Source organism: bacterium, from assembly GCA_016873475.1.
Taxonomy (GTDB): domain Bacteria; phylum Krumholzibacteriota; class Krumholzibacteriia; order JACNKJ01; family JACNKJ01; genus VGXI01.
The window spans coordinates 1-17,110 of record VGXI01000014.1 but is presented as its reverse complement, the minus strand read 5'-3'; the positions used below and the strand labels follow the sequence as shown (position 1 = coordinate 17,110).

General features: G+C 70.9%; 10 protein-coding genes. 3 read left to right on the top strand and 7 right to left on the bottom strand.

What is annotated here, in order from left to right; genetic code table 11:
- Positions 1-24: 24 nt before the first annotated feature.
- The 3 genes from FJ251_02550 to FJ251_02540 all read left to right on the top strand — a co-directional run bounded on the left by FJ251_02550 (position 25) and on the right by FJ251_02540 (position 4,049).
- A complete protein-coding gene (locus tag FJ251_02550; protein MBM4116607.1) occupies positions 25-1,545 on the top strand; it encodes an NADH-quinone oxidoreductase subunit M in 1,521 nt (506 codons plus the stop codon).
- A gap of 2 nt (positions 1,546-1,547) precedes the next feature.
- A complete protein-coding gene (locus FJ251_02545) occupies positions 1,548-3,101 on the top strand; it encodes an NADH-quinone oxidoreductase subunit N (protein MBM4116606.1) in 1,554 nt (517 codons plus the stop codon).
- A 216-nt stretch (positions 3,102-3,317) separates the two neighbouring features.
- Complete coding sequence (locus tag FJ251_02540; GenBank protein MBM4116605.1) at positions 3,318-4,049, top strand: spermidine synthase; 732 nt, start codon at positions 3,318-3,320, stop codon at positions 4,047-4,049.
- Positions 4,050-4,167: 118 nt separating this feature from the next.
- Here FJ251_02540 and FJ251_02535 read toward each other — a convergent pair whose 3' ends face one another.
- The 7 genes from FJ251_02535 to FJ251_02505 all read right to left on the bottom strand — a co-directional run bounded on the left by FJ251_02535 (position 4,168) and on the right by FJ251_02505 (position 16,784).
- A complete protein-coding gene (locus tag FJ251_02535) occupies positions 4,168-7,569 on the bottom strand; it encodes an efflux RND transporter permease subunit (protein MBM4116604.1) in 3,402 nt (1,133 codons plus the stop codon).
- Positions 7,566-10,649 (bottom strand): efflux RND transporter permease subunit, encoded by a 3,084-nt coding sequence (locus tag FJ251_02530; protein MBM4116603.1) that lies wholly within the window; start codon positions 10,647-10,649, stop codon positions 7,566-7,568. Before FJ251_02530 ends, FJ251_02535 begins: the two co-directional genes overlap by 4 nt.
- Entirely contained in the window at positions 10,646-11,974 is a 1,329-nt protein-coding gene (locus tag FJ251_02525) for an efflux RND transporter periplasmic adaptor subunit (protein MBM4116602.1), read from the bottom strand. The genes FJ251_02530 and FJ251_02525 overlap by 4 nt, the downstream gene beginning before the upstream one ends.
- A 76-nt stretch (positions 11,975-12,050) precedes the next feature.
- Complete coding sequence (locus tag FJ251_02520; protein ID MBM4116601.1) at positions 12,051-13,250, bottom strand: hypothetical protein; 1,200 nt, start codon at positions 13,248-13,250, stop codon at positions 12,051-12,053.
- A gap of 26 nt (positions 13,251-13,276) precedes the next feature.
- Positions 13,277-14,539: a hypothetical protein gene (locus FJ251_02515; protein MBM4116600.1), complete on the bottom strand. Its 1,263-nt coding sequence runs from the start codon at positions 14,537-14,539 to the stop codon at positions 13,277-13,279.
- A gap of 136 nt (positions 14,540-14,675) precedes the next feature.
- Positions 14,676-15,944, bottom strand: a complete 1,269-nt coding sequence (locus FJ251_02510; GenBank protein MBM4116599.1) for an AmpG family muropeptide MFS transporter — start codon at positions 15,942-15,944, stop codon at positions 14,676-14,678.
- Between the two features lie 21 nt (positions 15,945-15,965).
- Positions 15,966-16,784, bottom strand: a complete 819-nt coding sequence (locus tag FJ251_02505; GenBank protein ID MBM4116598.1) for an undecaprenyl-diphosphate phosphatase — start codon at positions 16,782-16,784, stop codon at positions 15,966-15,968.
- Between the last annotated feature and the right edge of the window lie 326 nt (positions 16,785-17,110).

The window sequence follows — 17,110 nt, the reverse complement described above, 5'->3', positions numbered from 1 at the left end:
CGGGCCCGGGGAGGTTTGGGCTTCATGTTTCTCGCCACCATCGACAACGTCCTGAGCTGGATGATCTTCTTCCCGCTCATCGGCGCCGCCGTGATCCTGCTCCTGCCGGCCAAGCGGCCGAACTGGATCAAGGGTGTGGGCGTCGCCGCCACGCTGCCGCCGCTCTGGTGGGCGATCGAGCTCTTCGCGGGCTTCCAGCGCCGCTTCGGCGGCGAGCCGCTCAAGCAGTTCCAGTACCTGGAAGGCCCGCGGCCCTGGATCGAGAGCTTCAACATCAACTACACGCTGGGCGTGGACGGCATCAGCATCTCGATGGTGCTGCTGACCGCCCTGATCTGCACGATCGCAGTGATCGCGAGCTTCGGCATCAACCGCCAGCTCAAGGCCTACTTCGCGCTCTTCCTGCTCCTGGACACGGGGATGATGGGCGTCTTCTGCGCCCTCGACTTCTTCCTCTTCTACGTGTTCTGGGAGATCATGCTGCTGCCGATGTACTTCTTGATCGGCATCTGGGGCGGCCCGAACAAGATCTACGCGGCGATCAAGTTCTTCCTCTACACGCTCTTCGGCAGCGTGTTCATGCTGCTGGCAGTGATCTTCCTCTACTTCAAGGCCGGCAAGACCTTCGACATGGCGGAGATGATGCAGGGGGCGCGCGGCCTGGCGATGACCGCCCAGGTGCTGCTCTGGTTCGCCTTCTACATCGCCTTCGCGATCAAGATCCCCGCCTTCCCCTTCCACACCTGGCTGCCGGACGCCCATGTCGAGGCGCCGACGGCGATCAGCGTCATCCTGGCCGGCGTGCTCCTGAAGATGGGCACCTACGGCCTGCTGCGCGTGAACTACGCGCTCTTGCCGGAGGCGACGGCGAAGCTCGCCTGGGTGCTCGCCCTGATCGGCATGATCAACATCGTCTACGGCGCGCTCTGCGCGATGGCGCAGAGCGACCTGAAGAAGCTGGTCGCCTACTCGTCGATCTCGCACATGGGCTACGTGATGCTCGGCATGGCCTCCCTCACGCCGCAGGGCGTGAACGGCGCCGTGCTGCAGATGTTCAACCACGGCACGATCACGGCGATGCTCTTCCTGCTCGTGGGCGTCCTCTACGACCGCGCGCACCACCGTCAGATCGACGGCTTCGGCGGCCTCGCCAACCAGGTGCCGGTCTACACCGGCATCACGGCGCTGGCCTTCTTCGCGAGCCTCGGGCTGCCCGGCCTCTCCGGCTTCGTGAGCGAGGTGCTCGTCTTCATGGGCGGCTTCCGGACCTTCCCGCTCTACACGATCGTGAGCGCCACGGGCATCGTGATCACGGCGGCCTACCTGCTCTGGACCCTGCAGCGGATGTTCCTCGGCGAGTTGAATCCGAAGTACGCGACCCTCACCGACATGAACCGCCGCGAGCTGATCACGCTCGTGCCGCTGGGCATCATCGTCATCATCCTCGGCGTCTGGCCGCTGCCGGTGCTCGACCTGATCGGCGACACGCTCGGCTTCCTGGTCGGCCACGTGAACGGCGCCGGCGCCGGCCTGGCGGGGTTCTAGCCATGGTCGCCCTCGAGAACTTCGGCAGCCTGAAGCACTTCCTCCCCGAGTGCCTGCTCATGGGGGGCGCGCTGCTGGTCCTGGTGCTCGACATGGTCTGGGGCGCCAGGCGCCGGGCGCTCTACCCCTGGCTGGGCGTGGGCGTGCTCGCGCTGGCCGGCCTGGCCGCCCTGCCGGGCGCCGGCCTGCGCGGCGAGGGGCTGGCCCTCTTCGAGCAGATGTTCACGCTGGACGGCTTCACGCGGGTCTTCCGACTCTTCTTCGTGCTGGTCGGCGCGCTCACCCTGCTGATGGCGGCGCGGAGCCGCGAGCTGCGCGGCGCGGGCGGGGAGTTCACCGGGCTGACCCTGATCGTCGTTCTCGGCATGATCCTGATGGCCGGCGCGGGCAACCTGGTGATGGCCTACCTGGCGATGGAGACCGTGTCCCTCCTCTCGTACACGCTGGTCGGCAGCCTGCGCGGCAACCGGCGCAGCCACGAGGCGGGGCTGAAGTACGTCATCTTCGGCGGCGTCGCCTCGGGGGCGATGCTCTACGGCTTCTCTTGGCTCTTCGGCCTGACCGGCACGCTGGACCTCGCGGCGATGGGCGAGGCCTTCCGCGCCGGCGCCGCGCAGCCACTGCCCGTCTTCCTGGCGCTGGTGCTGATCCTCGTCGGCCTCGGCTTCAAGATGGCGGCGGCGCCCTTCCACATGTGGTGCCCGGACGTCTACGAGGGCGCGCCGGTGGCCGTGACGGCATTCCTCTCGGTGGGGCCGAAGGCGGCGGGCTTCGCGCTGACGCTGCGCATCCTCTACACCGCCCTCGCGGAACCGACGGGCAGCGGCTGGCTGCCGATCGCGGGGCTGCCCTGGCCGACGCTCATCGCGGTGATGGCCGTGGCGACGATGTTCATCGGCAATCTCTCCGCGCTCTGGCAGGACAACCTCAAGCGCCTGATGGCCTACAGTTCGATCGCCCACGCGGGCTACCTGCTCGCCGGCCTCGTGCTCCTCACGCCGGCCGGCGTGACGGCGATCGTCTTCTACCTCTTTGCCTATCTGATCATGAACTTCGGCGCCTTCATGGTGATCGCCGCCGTGGCGGAGGAGTCGGGCAGCGGGGGTATCGACGGCATCCGCGGCCTCTGGCGGCGCCGGCCCTTCCTGGCCGTGATGATGCTGATCTTCCTGATCAGCCTCACGGGCCTGCCGCCGGCCTTCGGCTTCATCGGCAAGTTCTACCTCTTCGCGGCGCTCATCGAGGGCGGCTGGCTCTGGCTCGCCCTGCTCGGCCTGCTCAACTCGGTGATCTCGCTGGGGTACTACATGCGCATCGCCAGGGTGATGCTCATCGATGGCACCGAGGACGCGGCGCCCGCGCCCACAGGCGCGGCGCCCGCGCCCGTCCTGCACCCGGCGACGGGCCCGGCGGGCGTGGCCGCGCCGGCAGCGACGCCGGCGCTCTCGCCGCTCAGCGTCGCCATCGTCGGCGTACTCGGCGTGCTGACCGTGCTGCTGGGCATCTACTGGGAGCCGCTCCGGCTCTTTGCCGAGCGGGGACTGGCGCTGCCCTAGCGCAGGGCGAAGTCGGAGCCGGCGGCCAAGGGCAGCGCGGCGTCGGCGCGCAGCAGTCCCGTGCCCCGCAGCGGCCGTGGCGCTGGCTTCCTGGCGTCGGCCACGCGCCCGCGACGCCCGCCAGTCCTGCCCTCCCTCACTCCGGTCCCGCGCTTGCGATCGGAGTCGCCGTGGGCTTACACTCCGCGCCTGATCGGAACCGCACTGCGAGGTGCCGTGGGCAGCGCGCAATCAGGGCGAGACGGGGGGCTGGCGGGTGGCCTCGAGGTGCTGGCCCGCGCGGTCGGGCGCAGTGGCGAACTGGTGCTGCGCCGCCGGGGCGAGGACCTGCAGGTCATCGCCGGCGGCAGCTTCCTGATGTCGAGCGCCAACGCCGCCTCCAGCGCGGCGCTCGTCACGGCCGGCCTCGATGCGCTCGCTGCCACTGGCGAGGGCCAGGGCGTAGCCGCTCTCGTCGGCGGCCTCGGGCTCGGCTACTCGCTGGATGTTGCACTGGCGGACCCACGGATCGATCGCGTCACGGTGGTCGAGATCGAGCCCGTGATCGTCGACTGGTTTCGGATCTTCGGCGAGGGGCGCGCGGCGCGCCTGGCCGCCGCTGAGGCAGCGGGGCGGGCCCGTCTGGTCGTCGACGATGTCCTCGCCCACCTGCGCGCGAGCGGCGGCGCCTACGATCTCGTCACGCTCGACACGGACAACGGCCCCGACTGGCTGGTGCGCGCGGAGAACGCCGCGCTCTACGCGGAGACCGGGCTCGCGGCCGCCCGCGCGGCGCTGCGCCCCGGCGGCGTCGCGGTCTACTGGTCCCCGGAGCGCTACGACGCCTTCGCCGCTCGCCTGGCCGGGGTCTTCGGGCGCGTCGGCACGAGGACGGCGCAGGACACGATCGGCGAGCGCTCCTTCGAGTACACGATGTACGTCGCGAGTCGGGAGGGGGAGGGGACCTGAGGCGACTTGCCTGGCGCCCGCCGTCAAGCGCGGGCGCTTCTGAGCAGGGAGGAGCCCCGCGGGCCGCCTCTGCAGCGCCGGCCGCGGCGGAGTGTACGCGTGTACAAGAGGAGGCGCCCTACGGGTTCGTGGTCTGCTGCGGCGAGAACTGCGGCGCCACCGCGCTCCCGCGGCGCCGGGCGCCCAGGCGACGCCCGAGGCGGGCCAGACCCCAGCCCCAGCGCGTGAAGATCCAGTACATCGCCGGGATGGCGCTGAGGATGAGCACGGCGCTGCTGGTCAGCCCGCCGATCGAGGCGAGCGCGAGGTTCTCCCAGATGTCCTTGGTGTCGCCGGTCGCCTGTTCGATCTGGTAGAGCAGCGGCAGCATGCCGAAGACCGTGGTGCCGGTCGCGAGCAGGATCGAGCGCATCTGGATGCGCGTACCGTCCACGATCGCTCGATGCAGCAGGGGACGCGCCTCGGCGCCCGGCAGGCGCCAGAGGTCCCAGCCACCCAGCCGCGGCTTGTCCGGGACGCGCGCGGCCGGCCCCGCCGTCAGCCCCTGCGCCTCGACCAGCTCGCGCAGGCTGAGCCGGAAGCGGTTCACGAGCAGGATGGCATTGTTGACCACGACTCCGAACAGGAGAATCAGCCCGATCTGCGCGGAGCTGTCGAAGGTGGCGTCGCTGGCCCAGAAGATGGCGACGACGCCGATCAGGCCCATCGGCACGGACACCATGACGAGCAGGGGCAGCAGCAGGTTCTCCATCATCGCGGCGAGGGTCATGAAGATGAACAGCAGCGTGAGGAGCAAGGTGAGCGTGAGCTGCTCCTTCTCCTCTTCGCTGATCTGCTGGCCGGAGACGTCCTCGGCCGTGAAGCCGTAGGGCAGCTCGAGCCCGGCGAGGATGTCCTTGAGGAAGCTCTGCCGCATGCGGTCCGTGCCGACGAACTCCCAGTTCACGCGCTGGCTGTAGCGCTGGTCCTTGCGCGTGATCGCGCTCAGCTCGGGGCGTGTCTCCAGGCGCAGGAGCTCGCTCAGGCGAACCTTCTCGCCGCGGCTCGTCGTCATCGTCTTGCCGAGCACGGCGTCATACTGGATGTTCTCGGCGTCGGCGAAGCTGAGCTGGATCTGCTCGTCCTCGCCCTCGATCACCATGTGCCAGGGGATGTCGACGCCGATCAGCCGGCGCAAGTGGGCGGTGACCTCGGCCACCGAAAGCCGATAACGCGCCAGCGCTTCCCGCCGGATGACGACCAGGGTCTCCTCCGTGCCCGCCCGCTCGAACTGGCTGCCGCTGGAGAGCATCACGTTGCGCACGCGCCGGTTGCGGGACAGGCGGGCGCTGATGCCGTCGCTCAGTTCCTTGAGGTCCTTGCTGTTGTAGCCCGTGAGCAGGATCGTCGAGTTGCTCATCGCGCCGCCGCGGCCGCCCTTCAGGTAGGGGTCGCCGAAGCCGCCGACGAAGATGAACATCCCGCCCAGCTCCTCGGCGAGGACGATCAGCTTGTTGCGGTAGAGCTCGGGCAGGGCGGAGATCCGCGTAGCGTCCGTCTCGAACTCCATCTGCATGTAGGCCCAGTTCTCGAAGCAGTCGACGCGCATGCGCACGTCCGCGGGCAGGGGCAGCAGCTCCTGCTCGAAGAGGCGCATCGTCTCGCTGGTGAGGAGGACGTCGGTTCCCACCGGCCGCTCGAGGTAGAGGCGCAAGGTCTCCTCCCCGGCCGGCCGCCAGAAGCCGCCCTTGCTGATCTTCTCCTGGTAGGCCCAGACGGCGCCATAGCAGAGCCCGGCGAAGACGATCAGGTTGACGAACCAGAGCCGCAGGTTGAGCCGGGTGATGCGCTCGACGTAGGCGACGAAGAGGCCGATCAAGAGCAGGAGCCCGGCGGCGCCGCCGAGCCAGGGCGCCAGCTCGCGCAGGCTCACCGCGCCGGGGGCGAAGGCGATGCCGAGGGCGCTCAGGCCGCCGGCGACGAGCGTGATCAGGCTCCAGCGCCAGAGCAGGGGCCAGCCTTGGCGCGGGGGACCGGCGGGGTGCAAGGCCTGCCGGCGCTGCATGCGCTCGGCGGTGCCGCGCAGCGCGACGGGCAGCCAGCAGAAGGCCGTGAACATCGAGGCGCTCATGGCGAGGCTGACGCTGATCCCGAGCGGCACGTAGAAGAGCGCCAGGCGGCCGGTCAGGTAGATGAAGGAGAGGAAGGCGACGATGTTCGTCAGGGTCGTCGCCAGGATGGGGAAGCTCACTTCGCGCGTGCCGAGGATGAGCATGTCCTTGGCCGATCCCCGCGAGCGTTCGGACAGGCGCCGGTGCACGGAATCGAGCACGAGGATGCTGTTGTCCAGCAGCATGCCGAAGCAGATCGTCAACCCGCTGATCGTGATGAAGTTCACCGACAGCCCGAAGAAGTAGAAGAGGCTCAGGCAGATCACGATCGCGAAGAGGATCGAGCCGATGACGATGGCCACCACGTCCGGCCGCTTGAGGACGATCGCGAGCAGCGCGAAGAGCAGACCCATGATCACGAGCGAGCGGACGACCAGCTCCTTCAGCTTCTTCTCGAGATCGGCGCCCTTGTCGGACTCGACGTCGAACTGCACCGGGAAGGGCATGGCGGCCGCGATCGCGGGCAGCGCCTCGCGCAGGCGGCGGCTGAGGGCGACGGCGTTCTCGCCGCTGCGCTCGGTGATGCGCAGCGAGATCACGTTGTCGCCGTTGATGCGCCGGAAGTAGACGACGTCTTCGAAGCTGCGCTCGACGCGCGCCACACGATCGAGGGTGATCGTCTGCCCGCCGCGATTGGCGATGACTGCCCGGGCGAGACCGGCGACGGTCACCGAGTCGTGCACGGTGAGCGTCAGCTCTTGGCTCGAGCGGCGGACCGTGCCGACCGGGAGAACGGCATCGAGGGCGCTGAGGCGGCCGGCGATCCCATCCGCCGTCAGCCCGTAGCGCTCCATCGCTTCCAGGTCGAGGAGCACGCGCAGGAGCGGCAGCGCGCCGCCGCGCAGCTCCGCGTCCGCCACGCCGGGCACGGCGAGGAAGCGCGGCACCGCCCAGTCCTCGGCTTCCTCACGCAGCTTGTTGGGGGCGAGCGGTGAGATCAGGCTGACCGAGAAGAACTCCTCGACCTGCACCTCCTCGGGCATCTCCGGTACGATGACCGGTTGACTCGCCCGCGGCGGCAGGCTGCGCCGCACGGCGCCCAAGTGCTCGCTCAGCTCCAGGCGCGCGAAGTCGAGGTTCTGCTCGCGGCGAAAGCTGACCTCCACCGTCGAGCGCCCGTGGCGCGAGGTGGACTCGATGTCCTCGACGCCGTGGCACTTCGCGGCGGCTTCCTCGATCGGCAGGGTCAGCGAGCGTTGCACCGCGCTCGGCGATGCGCCCGGCCAGCTCGTGACGATCGTCAGCTTGGGCAGATCGGTCTCGGGCATCGCCTCGAGATCGAGGCGGGGCACGGCATAGGCGCCACACACGATCAGGGCGGCGAAGAGCATCCAGGTCGCGACCGGATGCTCGACCCACCAGCGGATCACCGCCGGCCTCCCCGGTGCAGCAGCTCGTAGATCGCGGGCGTCAGGTAGAGCGTGAGCAGGGTGGTGAGCGTGAGGCCGCCGATGATCGCCACGGCGAGGGGGCGCTGCATCTGGTCGCCGGTGCCGATGCCGATCGCCATCGGAATCAGGGCGAGCACGGCCGTCCAGGTGTTCATCATGATCGGCCGGAAGCGCAGGCGCCCGGCCTCGAGCAGGGCCTCGCGCACGGAGAGGCCCTCCTCCTCGCGCAACTGGCGCGCCGTCGCCACCTTGACGATGGCGTCGTTGACGCCGATGCCGAGCAGGGCGGCGAGACCGATCAGGGAGATGATGTTCAGCGTGTTGCCGGTCGCCATCAGCGAGAGCAGGGCGGCGACGATGCCAACGGGCAGCACCGCGGCGATGATCAGCGGGTCGAGGAAGCTCTCGAACTGCGCAGCGAGGATCATGTAGACGAGCAGCGCCGAGAGCACCAGGGCCCAGCCGAGGTCGCGGAAGCTACGGCCGATCTCCTCCTGCTCGCCGCCGCGCACGTAGACGAGCCCGGCGGGCAGGGGCGTCGCCGCGAGGAGGGCGTCCACGTCGCGCCAGACCTGGTCGAGCCCCCGGCCCTGGACGTTGCCGGAGATCGTCAGCTGACGGCGCTGGTCGCGGCGGACGATCTCGCGCACGGGGCGCTTGAGCTCGGTCTCGACGAAGGTGCCGAGGGTGACCGTCTTGCCGCCGGGCAGGGCGAGCGCCGAGGCGAGCACGGTGTCCAGGTCGCGGCGCTGCTCGACCGGCAGGCGCACGCCGATGTCGATGCGCTGGTCGATCTCGTTGTAGGTGGTGGCCACGGTGCCCTGGATGCGGTTGCGCAGCTCGCGCGCCAGCGCCTCGGGCTCGAGGCCGTAGCGCAGGGCCAGCTCGCGGTCGATCGTCACCTCGAGCGTCGGATTGCCGAGCACGCGGTCCAGCTCGAGGTCGACGAGGCCGGGCACGCGCGCGAGCTGGGGCAGCAGGGCGTCGGCGAGGCGCAGGGCGTCGTCGGGGTGCTCGGCGACGAGGCCGAGCGCAAAGGTGGCCTCGCCGCTGGCGAGGATCTCGCGCAGGCCGACGCCCTCATCCTTGAAAACCCAGCTCGCGCCGGCGAGCTGGGCGAGGCGATTGGCCAGCGCGCTCTTCACCTGGGCCATGTCCTCGCGGCCGTGGCGCGTGGGCGTGAGCAGCACGCGCAGGCGGGCCACGTTGGGCGCGGTGTACTCCTTCAGGCTGGCGAGCGTCGTCTCCGTCTCGCCGACCTGCGTGTAGACCGTCGCCACGCGGGGCAGCCTGGCCGTGAAGGCGGCGAGCTGGCGCGCCGTCTCGCCTGTGGCCTCCAGCGGCGTCCCCGCGGGCAGCTCGAGCTGCAGGCTGAAGTCGCCGCGCGAGCGCTCGGGCAGGAAGCTGCGCCGGATGTCCTTCACGGCCCAGCCGGCGAGGACGATCGCCGCCAGCGAGACGCCGAGGAAGAGAACCTTGTGGTCGAGCACCCAGGGCAGCGGCCGGTGGTACCAGTGGTAGACGCGCTCCTGCCAAGCGTTGGAGAGGCGGGCCGCGCGCGAGGGCTTCTCGACCGGCCGCAGGAGCCGCGCGGCGAGCATCGGCTGCAGGATCACGGAGCTGAGGATGGACACCAGCAGCGCGCAGGTCACCGTGAGCGCCTGATCGCGGAAGAACTCGCCGGCGATGCCGGGCACGTAGATGACGGGGAAGAAGACGGCCACGGTGGTCAGCGTCGAGGCGACCCCGGGCATCGCCACTTCCTGCGTGCTCTTGATCGCCAGCGCGTCCACTTCCGCCTGGCTCACGGCCGCCCGCCGCTTGGGCAGGCGGCGGCTGATGTTCTCGAGCACGACGATCGAGTTGTCCACCAGCATGCCCGCCGCGAGGGAGAGGCCGCCGAGGGACATCAGGTTCATGTTGACCTTCGCGATGTCCAGGGCGGCGAAGGTGGCGTAGATCGAGACCGGGATCGCGATGCTCACGACGAGCGGGCTGCGCAGGTCGCCGAGGCCGATGAGCAGCACGAGGAAGGCGAGCAGGGCGCCGAAGATCAGCGACTGCTGGAGGCCGCTCACCGAGTCGGCCACGAAGTCCGCCTCGCGGTAGACGTACTTGCTCGCGAAGGCCGGGTAGGTGGCCTTCAGCACGCCGAGCACCTCGTCGACGGTGTCGCTCGTCGTGATCGTGTTCTTGCCCACCTCCTTGTAGAGGTGGAGGGCCACGACCTCGTCGCGGCCGAGGAAGGTGGCGCCCTCGGGCTCCTTCAGCGCGTCCGCGACCGTGGCGACGTCGCCGATCGTGATCCCGGGGCCGGCGGCGGGGATTTCGGTGAGGCGGATCTCCGCCAGGTTCTCGAACTCGCCGAGGATGCGCAGGGGCAGGTGCAGCGGGCCCTTGCGGATGCGCCCACCGGGGAAGCTGATGTTCGCCACGCTGAGCGCGGTCGCGAGGTCGTTCACGGTGAGTCCGTAGAGGCGCAGCTTCGCCAGGTCCGGCGTGACGAGGATCTCCCGCTCGGCGCCGCCGATCACCTCGGCCTGGCTGACGCCGTCGATCTGCTCGAGCGCGGGCTTGACCACCTCGCGCGCGAAGTCGGTCATCTCGCGCAGGGGCGCCTCGCCCTCGATGACGAGGATCGCGATCGGCCGCGCCGAGGGATCCCAGCGCAGGATGAGCGGGCGGTCGGCGGCGGCGGGGAAATCCTCGCCGTAGGCGACCTGGTCCACGGCCTCGCGCATGTGCAGGTTGGCGAAGTCCATGTCCGTGCCCCAGTCGTACTGGGCCGTGATCGTGGAGGTGCCCTCGCGCGTCTTGCTCACCACGCGCCGCACGCCCGCGAGCCCCGCCATCCGCTCCTCCAGCGGCTCGGTGACGAGCCGCACGAGGTCGTCCGCCGGCGTGTCCGGGTAGTTGGTGATGACCGTCAAGTTGGGGTAGTTGATCGCCGGCAGCAGGTCGAGGGCCAGCCGCCGCTGGCCCTGCCAGCCGAGCAGCACCAGCCCGGCGAAGGCCATCAGCACCGCCACCGGGCGGCGCACGCTCTGCGCGATGATCATGGCGCGTCGGCCTGCGCGGCCACGGGCCCCGCGAAGGCCCAGCGGTCCTTGGGCGGCACCTTGCGCCGGATGTCGATCTTCGCCTCGTGGGCGAGCGTGAGGTGGTCGCTGACGACCACCGTGTCGCCGGGCGCCAGGCTGCCGCCGCTGTGGACGGACTTGACCTCCACCCAGGTGTCGTTCTCCAGGCCCGCGGTGATGTAGAGCCACTGGGCCGTCTCGCCGGCGACCTTGAAGACGAGCGGCCGCTCGTCGCGGATCAGCACGGCCGCCTTGGGCACGAGCAGGCGGTCCTCGTGGACGAAGCCGGCGACCTCGGCGCGCACGAACATGCCCGGGCGGAAACGCCCGCCGCGGTTGGCGAAGCGCAGGATGCACTGGCAGGTGCGGCTGGCGGCGTCCAGGCTCGGCGAGATGACGTCCACCTCGGCGGTGATCGTGTCGGCCACCGCCGGCACCGCGAGCAGGGCCGGCCGGCCCTCGATCAGGTTGGCGAGGTCGGCCTCGAGCACGTTGACCACGGCTTCGAGCTTGCTGTTGTCGTAGAGCGAGCAGAGCGTCTGACCGACGCCGATGTTCTCGCCGACGACGGCGGCCAGGCCCTGCACGGCCCCCGCGAAGGGCGCGCGGATCTCGGTGTACTCGAGCGCGAGCTGGGCGCGCTCCAGGGCGACACGGGCGCCGGCCAGACCGGTGCGCTGCTCGAAGACCTCCTGACGGAAGGCGCCGCCGTCCAGGGCGGTCAGCTCGAGGTCGAGGAGCTGCGCGCGGTAGTCGACATCGCTCAGCTTGCCGCTCGCGTGCTCCTGGTCGATCTGCGCCCGCGCGCCGGCGTAGGCCTCGGCGGCGCTGCCGTCGCCGGCGAAGCTGTCGGCCTCGGCCGCCATCAGCGAGAGCGCCTGCAGATGGGCGTAGCGCGCGGCCTCGAGGTCGAGGCGGTAGCTGCGCGGGTCGATGCGGGCGAGGAGCTGGCCCTCCTTGACGCGATCGCCGTCCTTCACCGCCACCTCGATCAGCTCGCCGGAGACCTTGGCGCGCACGGCCAGGGAGCGGGGCGTGCGCACCTCGCCGTCGGCGTAGATCGAGCTGATCAGGTTGCCGCGCTGCACCTCGCCGACGTTGACCTTGATCGCCTTCTCGGGCTCCGGCGCCGCGGCCTTGGCGCTGTCGCCGGCCGCGCTGTCGGCGAGGGCCGTCGAGTCGGCGGCGGCGCCCGCGCCCTTCCGCTTGTCGCAGCCTGCCGTCCCGAGGAAGGCGGCGAGGAGGAGGCTGAGCGGGAGGACGATGAGGAGGGGGAGGCCGTGGCGGGGGGCGGAAAGGCGCATCGATGAACCTCGCGCGGGCGGGGGGTGAGCGGCCGAGCGCCTACGCGCGCCCGGCCACCCGGTTTCCGGCGGCTCCTCAGGGCATCGCGTAACAGATCACCTCGAGCGCGGGCGCCTCCGCGGCGCTCTCGCCCTCGCCCGCCACGGCCTGCTGCGTGAGCCAGGCGTCCAGCGCGCCGCGCAGGACGACGACCCGATTGCCGCCGAGGACGACCAGGCCGTCCTGGCGCGGATCGCCGGGGCAGTGCAGGGCGAGCTGGCGGACATAGCGGCCCTGGGCGTCGAACTCGTCCAGCAGACAGAAGACGCCGGGATCGCGCTGGCCGGGGTCGCCCGTCTGGACGAGGACATTGCGCCGCGGGTCGACGAAGAGCGCCGCCACGGCGGGCTCCGTGGATTCGACCGTGGTGCCGAGCAGGGGCGTCGGGTAGTAGCTGCCGATGCCCTCCATGATCCGCGTCGCCGTCTGCTTGGCCTGGGCATCGCGGGCGGGCGCCGTGTAGGCCCGCGTGAACTCGCGCTCCACGCTGCCGTCGGGCGCCAGCACGCGCACGAGGTACTGGTTGCGCTCCGGCGCCGTGTAGACGCGCCCCTGGGGGCCGACGGCGAAGCGGTTCCAGAGGAAGTCCATCTTCCCCTCGTCGAGGCGGAAGTCGGCGTAGTTGATCTGGTAGCCCTTGCTCTGGTACTGGACCTTCTCCTTGCCGGCGCCGTCGCAGCGCGAGAGGAAGAAGGTCTGGTCGCTGACCGTGCCGCCGAAGCTCATGCGGATGCCCAGCAGCAGCAGCTCGCCGCCGGGCAGGCCCTGGCCGGCATTGAGGACGCAGAAGGCGCCCTGCTCCTGACCGGGGCCCTGGTAGGTGGCCTCGCCGGCGGGGTTGCCGCCCGCGTCGAGGAAGACGATGCGGCCCGGGAAGCTCTGCAGGAGGGCGATGCGCCCGTCCTCGAGCAGGAACATGCCGCCGGGCCGGCGCACCTCGCCGGGGCCGTCTCCCTCGCGGCCGAGCGTGGCCAGGTGCTCGCCGTCGGGCGAGTAGACCGGCACGCAGGACTGCTGCGTGTCGAGGATGTGGAAGCGGCCGTCGACACCGAGCTGGACGGCGCCGATCGAGCCGAAGAAGATCTCGTCGTCCTCGCCGCCGGCCCGCCAGATCTCCTCGAGCTGGACGTCGCGGCGGCCCTCGCTGGGCGCGGCGCCGTTGTCGATCCGCGCGGGCGCCGCGAAGGCCGGCGCCGCGAGGCCGAGGGCGAAGAGGGTCAAGAGGGCGCTGTGCATGGTCGTGATGCCTCCTGTCGCACCGGCTAGGGCTTGGTGGAGTAGCAGATGATCTGCATTGGAGCCGCCTCTTCGCTCTCGGCGCCGCCGCCGCCCATGGCGGCCAGCGCGGCGTCCCAGAAACCGGTCACCTGGATGGCCAGCCCCTCGTCCGTGAGGAAGAGCCAGTCCGTGGCCGGGTCGCCGGGGGCCATCGCCTTGACCTGCTTGAGGAACTCGCCCTGGGCGGAGAAGACGTCCCAGAGCGCCAGGACGCCCGGCTCGGGCGCGTAGATGGCGCGGCTCGTCAGCACCCAGATCGTGCCGTCGGCGGCGCAGCGCAGGTGTTGCACGTCGGGCTCGTCGGTCTCGAGCACGGGCGTCGGCCGGTTCGGGAACTGCGCCGACTGGGCCTCCATGATGCTCTGGTAGCGCTGGCGCACCCGGTCGTTGCGCGGCCAGGTCTCGTACTCGCGCTCGATGATCCGCTCGAGCTTGCCGTCGGGGCCGTAGACGCTCAGCGCGTACTCGTAGGGCTGCAGCGCGGCGACGACCTGGCCCGTGTCGCTCACGCCGAAGCGGCGCCAGACGAAGTCGTTGTCCGACTCGAGGAACTTGAAGTTGTCGTTGAAGACCCAGGTCCGGTCCACGCCGTAGAACTCGGTCTTCTGCTTGCCGTCGAGGCCATAGCTGCGCACGAAGTAGTGGCGCTTCTGGCTCATCGTCGTCTGGTCGAAACTGAGGTCGATGCCGGTGACGACGAGATTGCCGCCGCCGCTCTCGGCGTTGACGAGGACGAAGAATCCGCCGGCCGTGGGATCGGCCTTGCCGGGCTCGACGTCCTGGGCCGGATCGCCGCTCGGCGTGAGCCCGATCAGCTTGCCGGGAAAGACCTGGGCGACGCCGATGTTGCCGTCGGGCAGGAAGGTGAACTGCTGGGCGTTGCGGAACTCGCCCGGGCCCTCGCCCTCGCGGCCGATGCTGCGCAGCAGCTCGCCTTCGGGGGAGAGCACCTTCACCTCGTTGAGCTGGGCGTCGAGCAGGTAGATGTTGCCGTCGGGGCCGACCTCCGCGTCGGTGATGATCCCGAAGAGCAGCTCCTCGTCGTCCTCGCCGCCCCGGCGCCAGAGCTCGGTGAGCTGGAGCGTCTCGACGCCGCCTTTGGGCGCGGCGCCGTTCTTGATGTGGGGGACGCCGGCGGCCGTCTGCGCGCCGGACGGCGCCGCGAAGGCGAGAGCGAGCAGGGCCAGGCCGAGGGCGGCCAGGGCAAGGGTGCGCAGGGCGGGGGCGCGCAGGAAGCGAGTGCTCATGGCGGGGGACTCCTTGTCGGACGGGTGGCAATGGGCCGCGAGCGGGCGGCGGCGTTGGACGGGCTCCCTTACCCGGGGCCGCGCGCCGCTATTCGAGAAGACCACGGCCGGGGCCCGCGGTCAAGGGGGCCCCGGCTCAGGCGGCGGGCGGGCTCTCGTCCGCGAAGCGGGGCAGGAAGGGCAACGTCGCGAGCCCGGGCAGGCCCAGCAGGAGGACGAGGAGAAAGAACCGGGGGTAGCCGAGTGCGCCCTGGATCGCCCCGCTCAGCATGCCCGGCAGCATCATCCCCAGGGCCATGAAGCCGGTGGCGATCGCGTAATGCGAGGTGCGGTGCTCCCCGCGCGAGGCGCGCATCAGAACGACCATGAAGGCCGTGGTGCCGAGCCCGTAACCGAGCTGCTCGATCGCCACGAGCGGATAGGCGAGGGCCGGCCCGGGCTGCGCGATGGCCATGTAGAGGTAGGCTGCGTGCGGCACGTTGAGCACCAGCCCCAGCGGCCAGAGCAGCCGCCGCAAACCGAAGCGCGCGATCAGCCAGCCGCCGAGGACGCCGCCCAGGATCAGCGAGCCCAGGCCGAGCGTGCCGTAGGCGAGGCCCACCTGGGCCGTCGTGAAGCCGAGGCCGCCCTGGGCGCGCTCGTCGAGCAGGAAGGGCGCCGCCAGCTTGAGCAGCAGGGCCTCGCCCAGCCGGAAGAGCAGGATGAAGGCGAGGATGGCCGCCGCCCGCCGCTGGCGGAACCAGGCGGCGAAGATGCGGCCCCAGCCGGCGCCGGGCGCGGCGGCCTGGCGCGCGCGCGGCATGTCCCCGGCCGGACGCGGCAGGGCGAAGCGGTGCCAGAGCGCCAGCGCGCCGAAGAGCGCGGCAGCGATCGCGAAGGCCAGGCTCCAGGCGCGGGGCACGGCTCCCAGGCGCAGCTCCAGGCGGCCGGCCAGGAAGACGAGGAAGCCCGAGCCGAAGATCATCGCCGCCCGGTAGAAGAGCGTGCGCACGCCGACGAAGAGGGCCTGCTCGCGCTCGCCCAGGGCGTAGAGGTAGAAGCCGTCGGCCGCGATGTCGTGCGTGGCCGAGACCAGGGCGGCCAGCCAGAAGACGGCCAGCGTGACGGCGAAGGCGCCCGGCAGGCCGACGCCCACCGCAAGCGCGGCCAGGCAGGCCGCGAGGGCCGCCTGCGCGCCGAGGATCCAGTTGCGCTTCGTCCCGCGCGTGTCCACGGCGGGGCTCCAGAGCATCTTCGCCACCCAGGGCAGGTAGAGCAGGCTGGTCCAGAAGGCGATCGCCGCATTGTCGATCCCCAGGCGCTTGTAGAGCACGACCGAGACCGAGTTGACGAGGATGTAGGGCACGCCCTCGGCGAAGTAGAGCGTCGGCACGAAGCGCCAGGGCGAGCGGGACGAGTCGGGCACGGCGCCTCCTCTGGGCTCGGGCTAGCCCCTGGCCACGCCCAGGGCCACCGCCGCCAGCACCGCCGCACCGGTGGCGAGGCGGTACCAGGCGAAGGGCACGAAGGAGTGACGCGAGACGAAGCCGATCAGCCACTTGATCACGAGCAGGGCGACGACGAAGGACACGGCGAAGCCGATGGCGAAGACCGGCAGGTCGGACGCGTGCATCTCGCCGCGCACGCCGGCGAGCTTGACGATCGAGGCGCCCAGCATCGCCGGAATGGCCAGAAAGAAGGAGAACTCGGTGGCGGCCACGCGCGAGAGCCCCAGCACGAGGCCGCCGAGGATGGTCGCCCCGGAGCGCGAGATGCCCGGCCAGACGATCGAGAGCACCTGGATCAGCCCGACGCCGAGCGCGAGGCGCCAGGTGATGTCGTCGATGGTAGCCGCGCGCTGCGCTCGCTGCCGGCCTTCGATGATCAGGATGGCGACGCCGCCGGCGATGAGCGCCAGGGCCACCGGAAGGGGCTTGAACAGGTGCGCCTCGATCCAGTCGTCGGTGGGCAGGCCGACGGCGATGGCCGGCAGGGTGCCGATCACGAGGTTCGCGAAGAGCCGCCGCGCCGCCGCCTCGCGGGGCAGGGCGAAGAGGGCGCCGAAGAGCTTGGCCCGGTAGCGCCAGACCACGGCCAGGATCGCTCCCAGTTGGATGAAGATGACGAAGGCGTTCGCCTTGGCACCTTCGAAGCCGATCAGGGCCTGGGTGAGGATGAGGTGTCCGGTCGAGGAGACGGGAATGAACTCCGTGGCCCCCTCGACGATGCCGAGGACGGCGGCCTTGAGCCAGAGCAGCAGGTCCATGGGGCCCCCCGGGCAGCGTGAGAGCGGCGATCGCGGCGCGCGGCGGTCGCGGCCGGGGCCGGAGTGGGCGCGGAGCCTAGCCGATCGCCGCCCGCCCGGCAACAGAAAGGGCCGCCGCCGGGGCCTGGGCGCCTGGCGCTTCCGGCGGCCCTGGTCTAGACTCGGGCGCACAGGGAGGGGAGATGGCAACGGCCGAGCCGCAGGGCGTTCCCGCGCGCATCGCCAGCTTCCGCGTGCTCGAGACGCTGGGGCGCGGCGGCAGCGGCGTTGTCTACCTGGCCCACGACGCCGGGCTCGACCGCCGGGTGGCGCTGAAGCTGCTCGCT

What these genes read in the sequence shown, in the direction of transcription:
- FJ251_02550 (MBM4116607.1), top strand. Translation starts at nt 25, where the DNA reads ATGTTTCTCGCCACCATCGACAACGTCCTGAGCTGGATGATCTTCTTC.
- FJ251_02545 (MBM4116606.1), top strand. Translation starts at nt 1,548, where the DNA reads ATGGTCGCCCTCGAGAACTTCGGCAGCCTGAAGCACTTCCTCCCCGAG.
- FJ251_02530 (MBM4116603.1), bottom strand. Translation starts at nt 10,649, where the DNA reads ATGATCATCGCGCAGAGCGTGCGCCGCCCGGTGGCGGTGCTGATGGCC.
- FJ251_02525 (MBM4116602.1), bottom strand. Translation starts at nt 11,974, where the DNA reads ATGCGCCTTTCCGCCCCCCGCCACGGCCTCCCCCTCCTCATCGTCCTC.
- FJ251_02520 (MBM4116601.1), bottom strand. Translation starts at nt 13,250, where the DNA reads ATGCACAGCGCCCTCTTGACCCTCTTCGCCCTCGGCCTCGCGGCGCCG.
- FJ251_02515 (MBM4116600.1), bottom strand. Translation starts at nt 14,539, where the DNA reads ATGAGCACTCGCTTCCTGCGCGCCCCCGCCCTGCGCACCCTTGCCCTG.
- FJ251_02505 (MBM4116598.1), bottom strand. Translation starts at nt 16,784, where the DNA reads ATGGACCTGCTGCTCTGGCTCAAGGCCGCCGTCCTCGGCATCGTCGAG.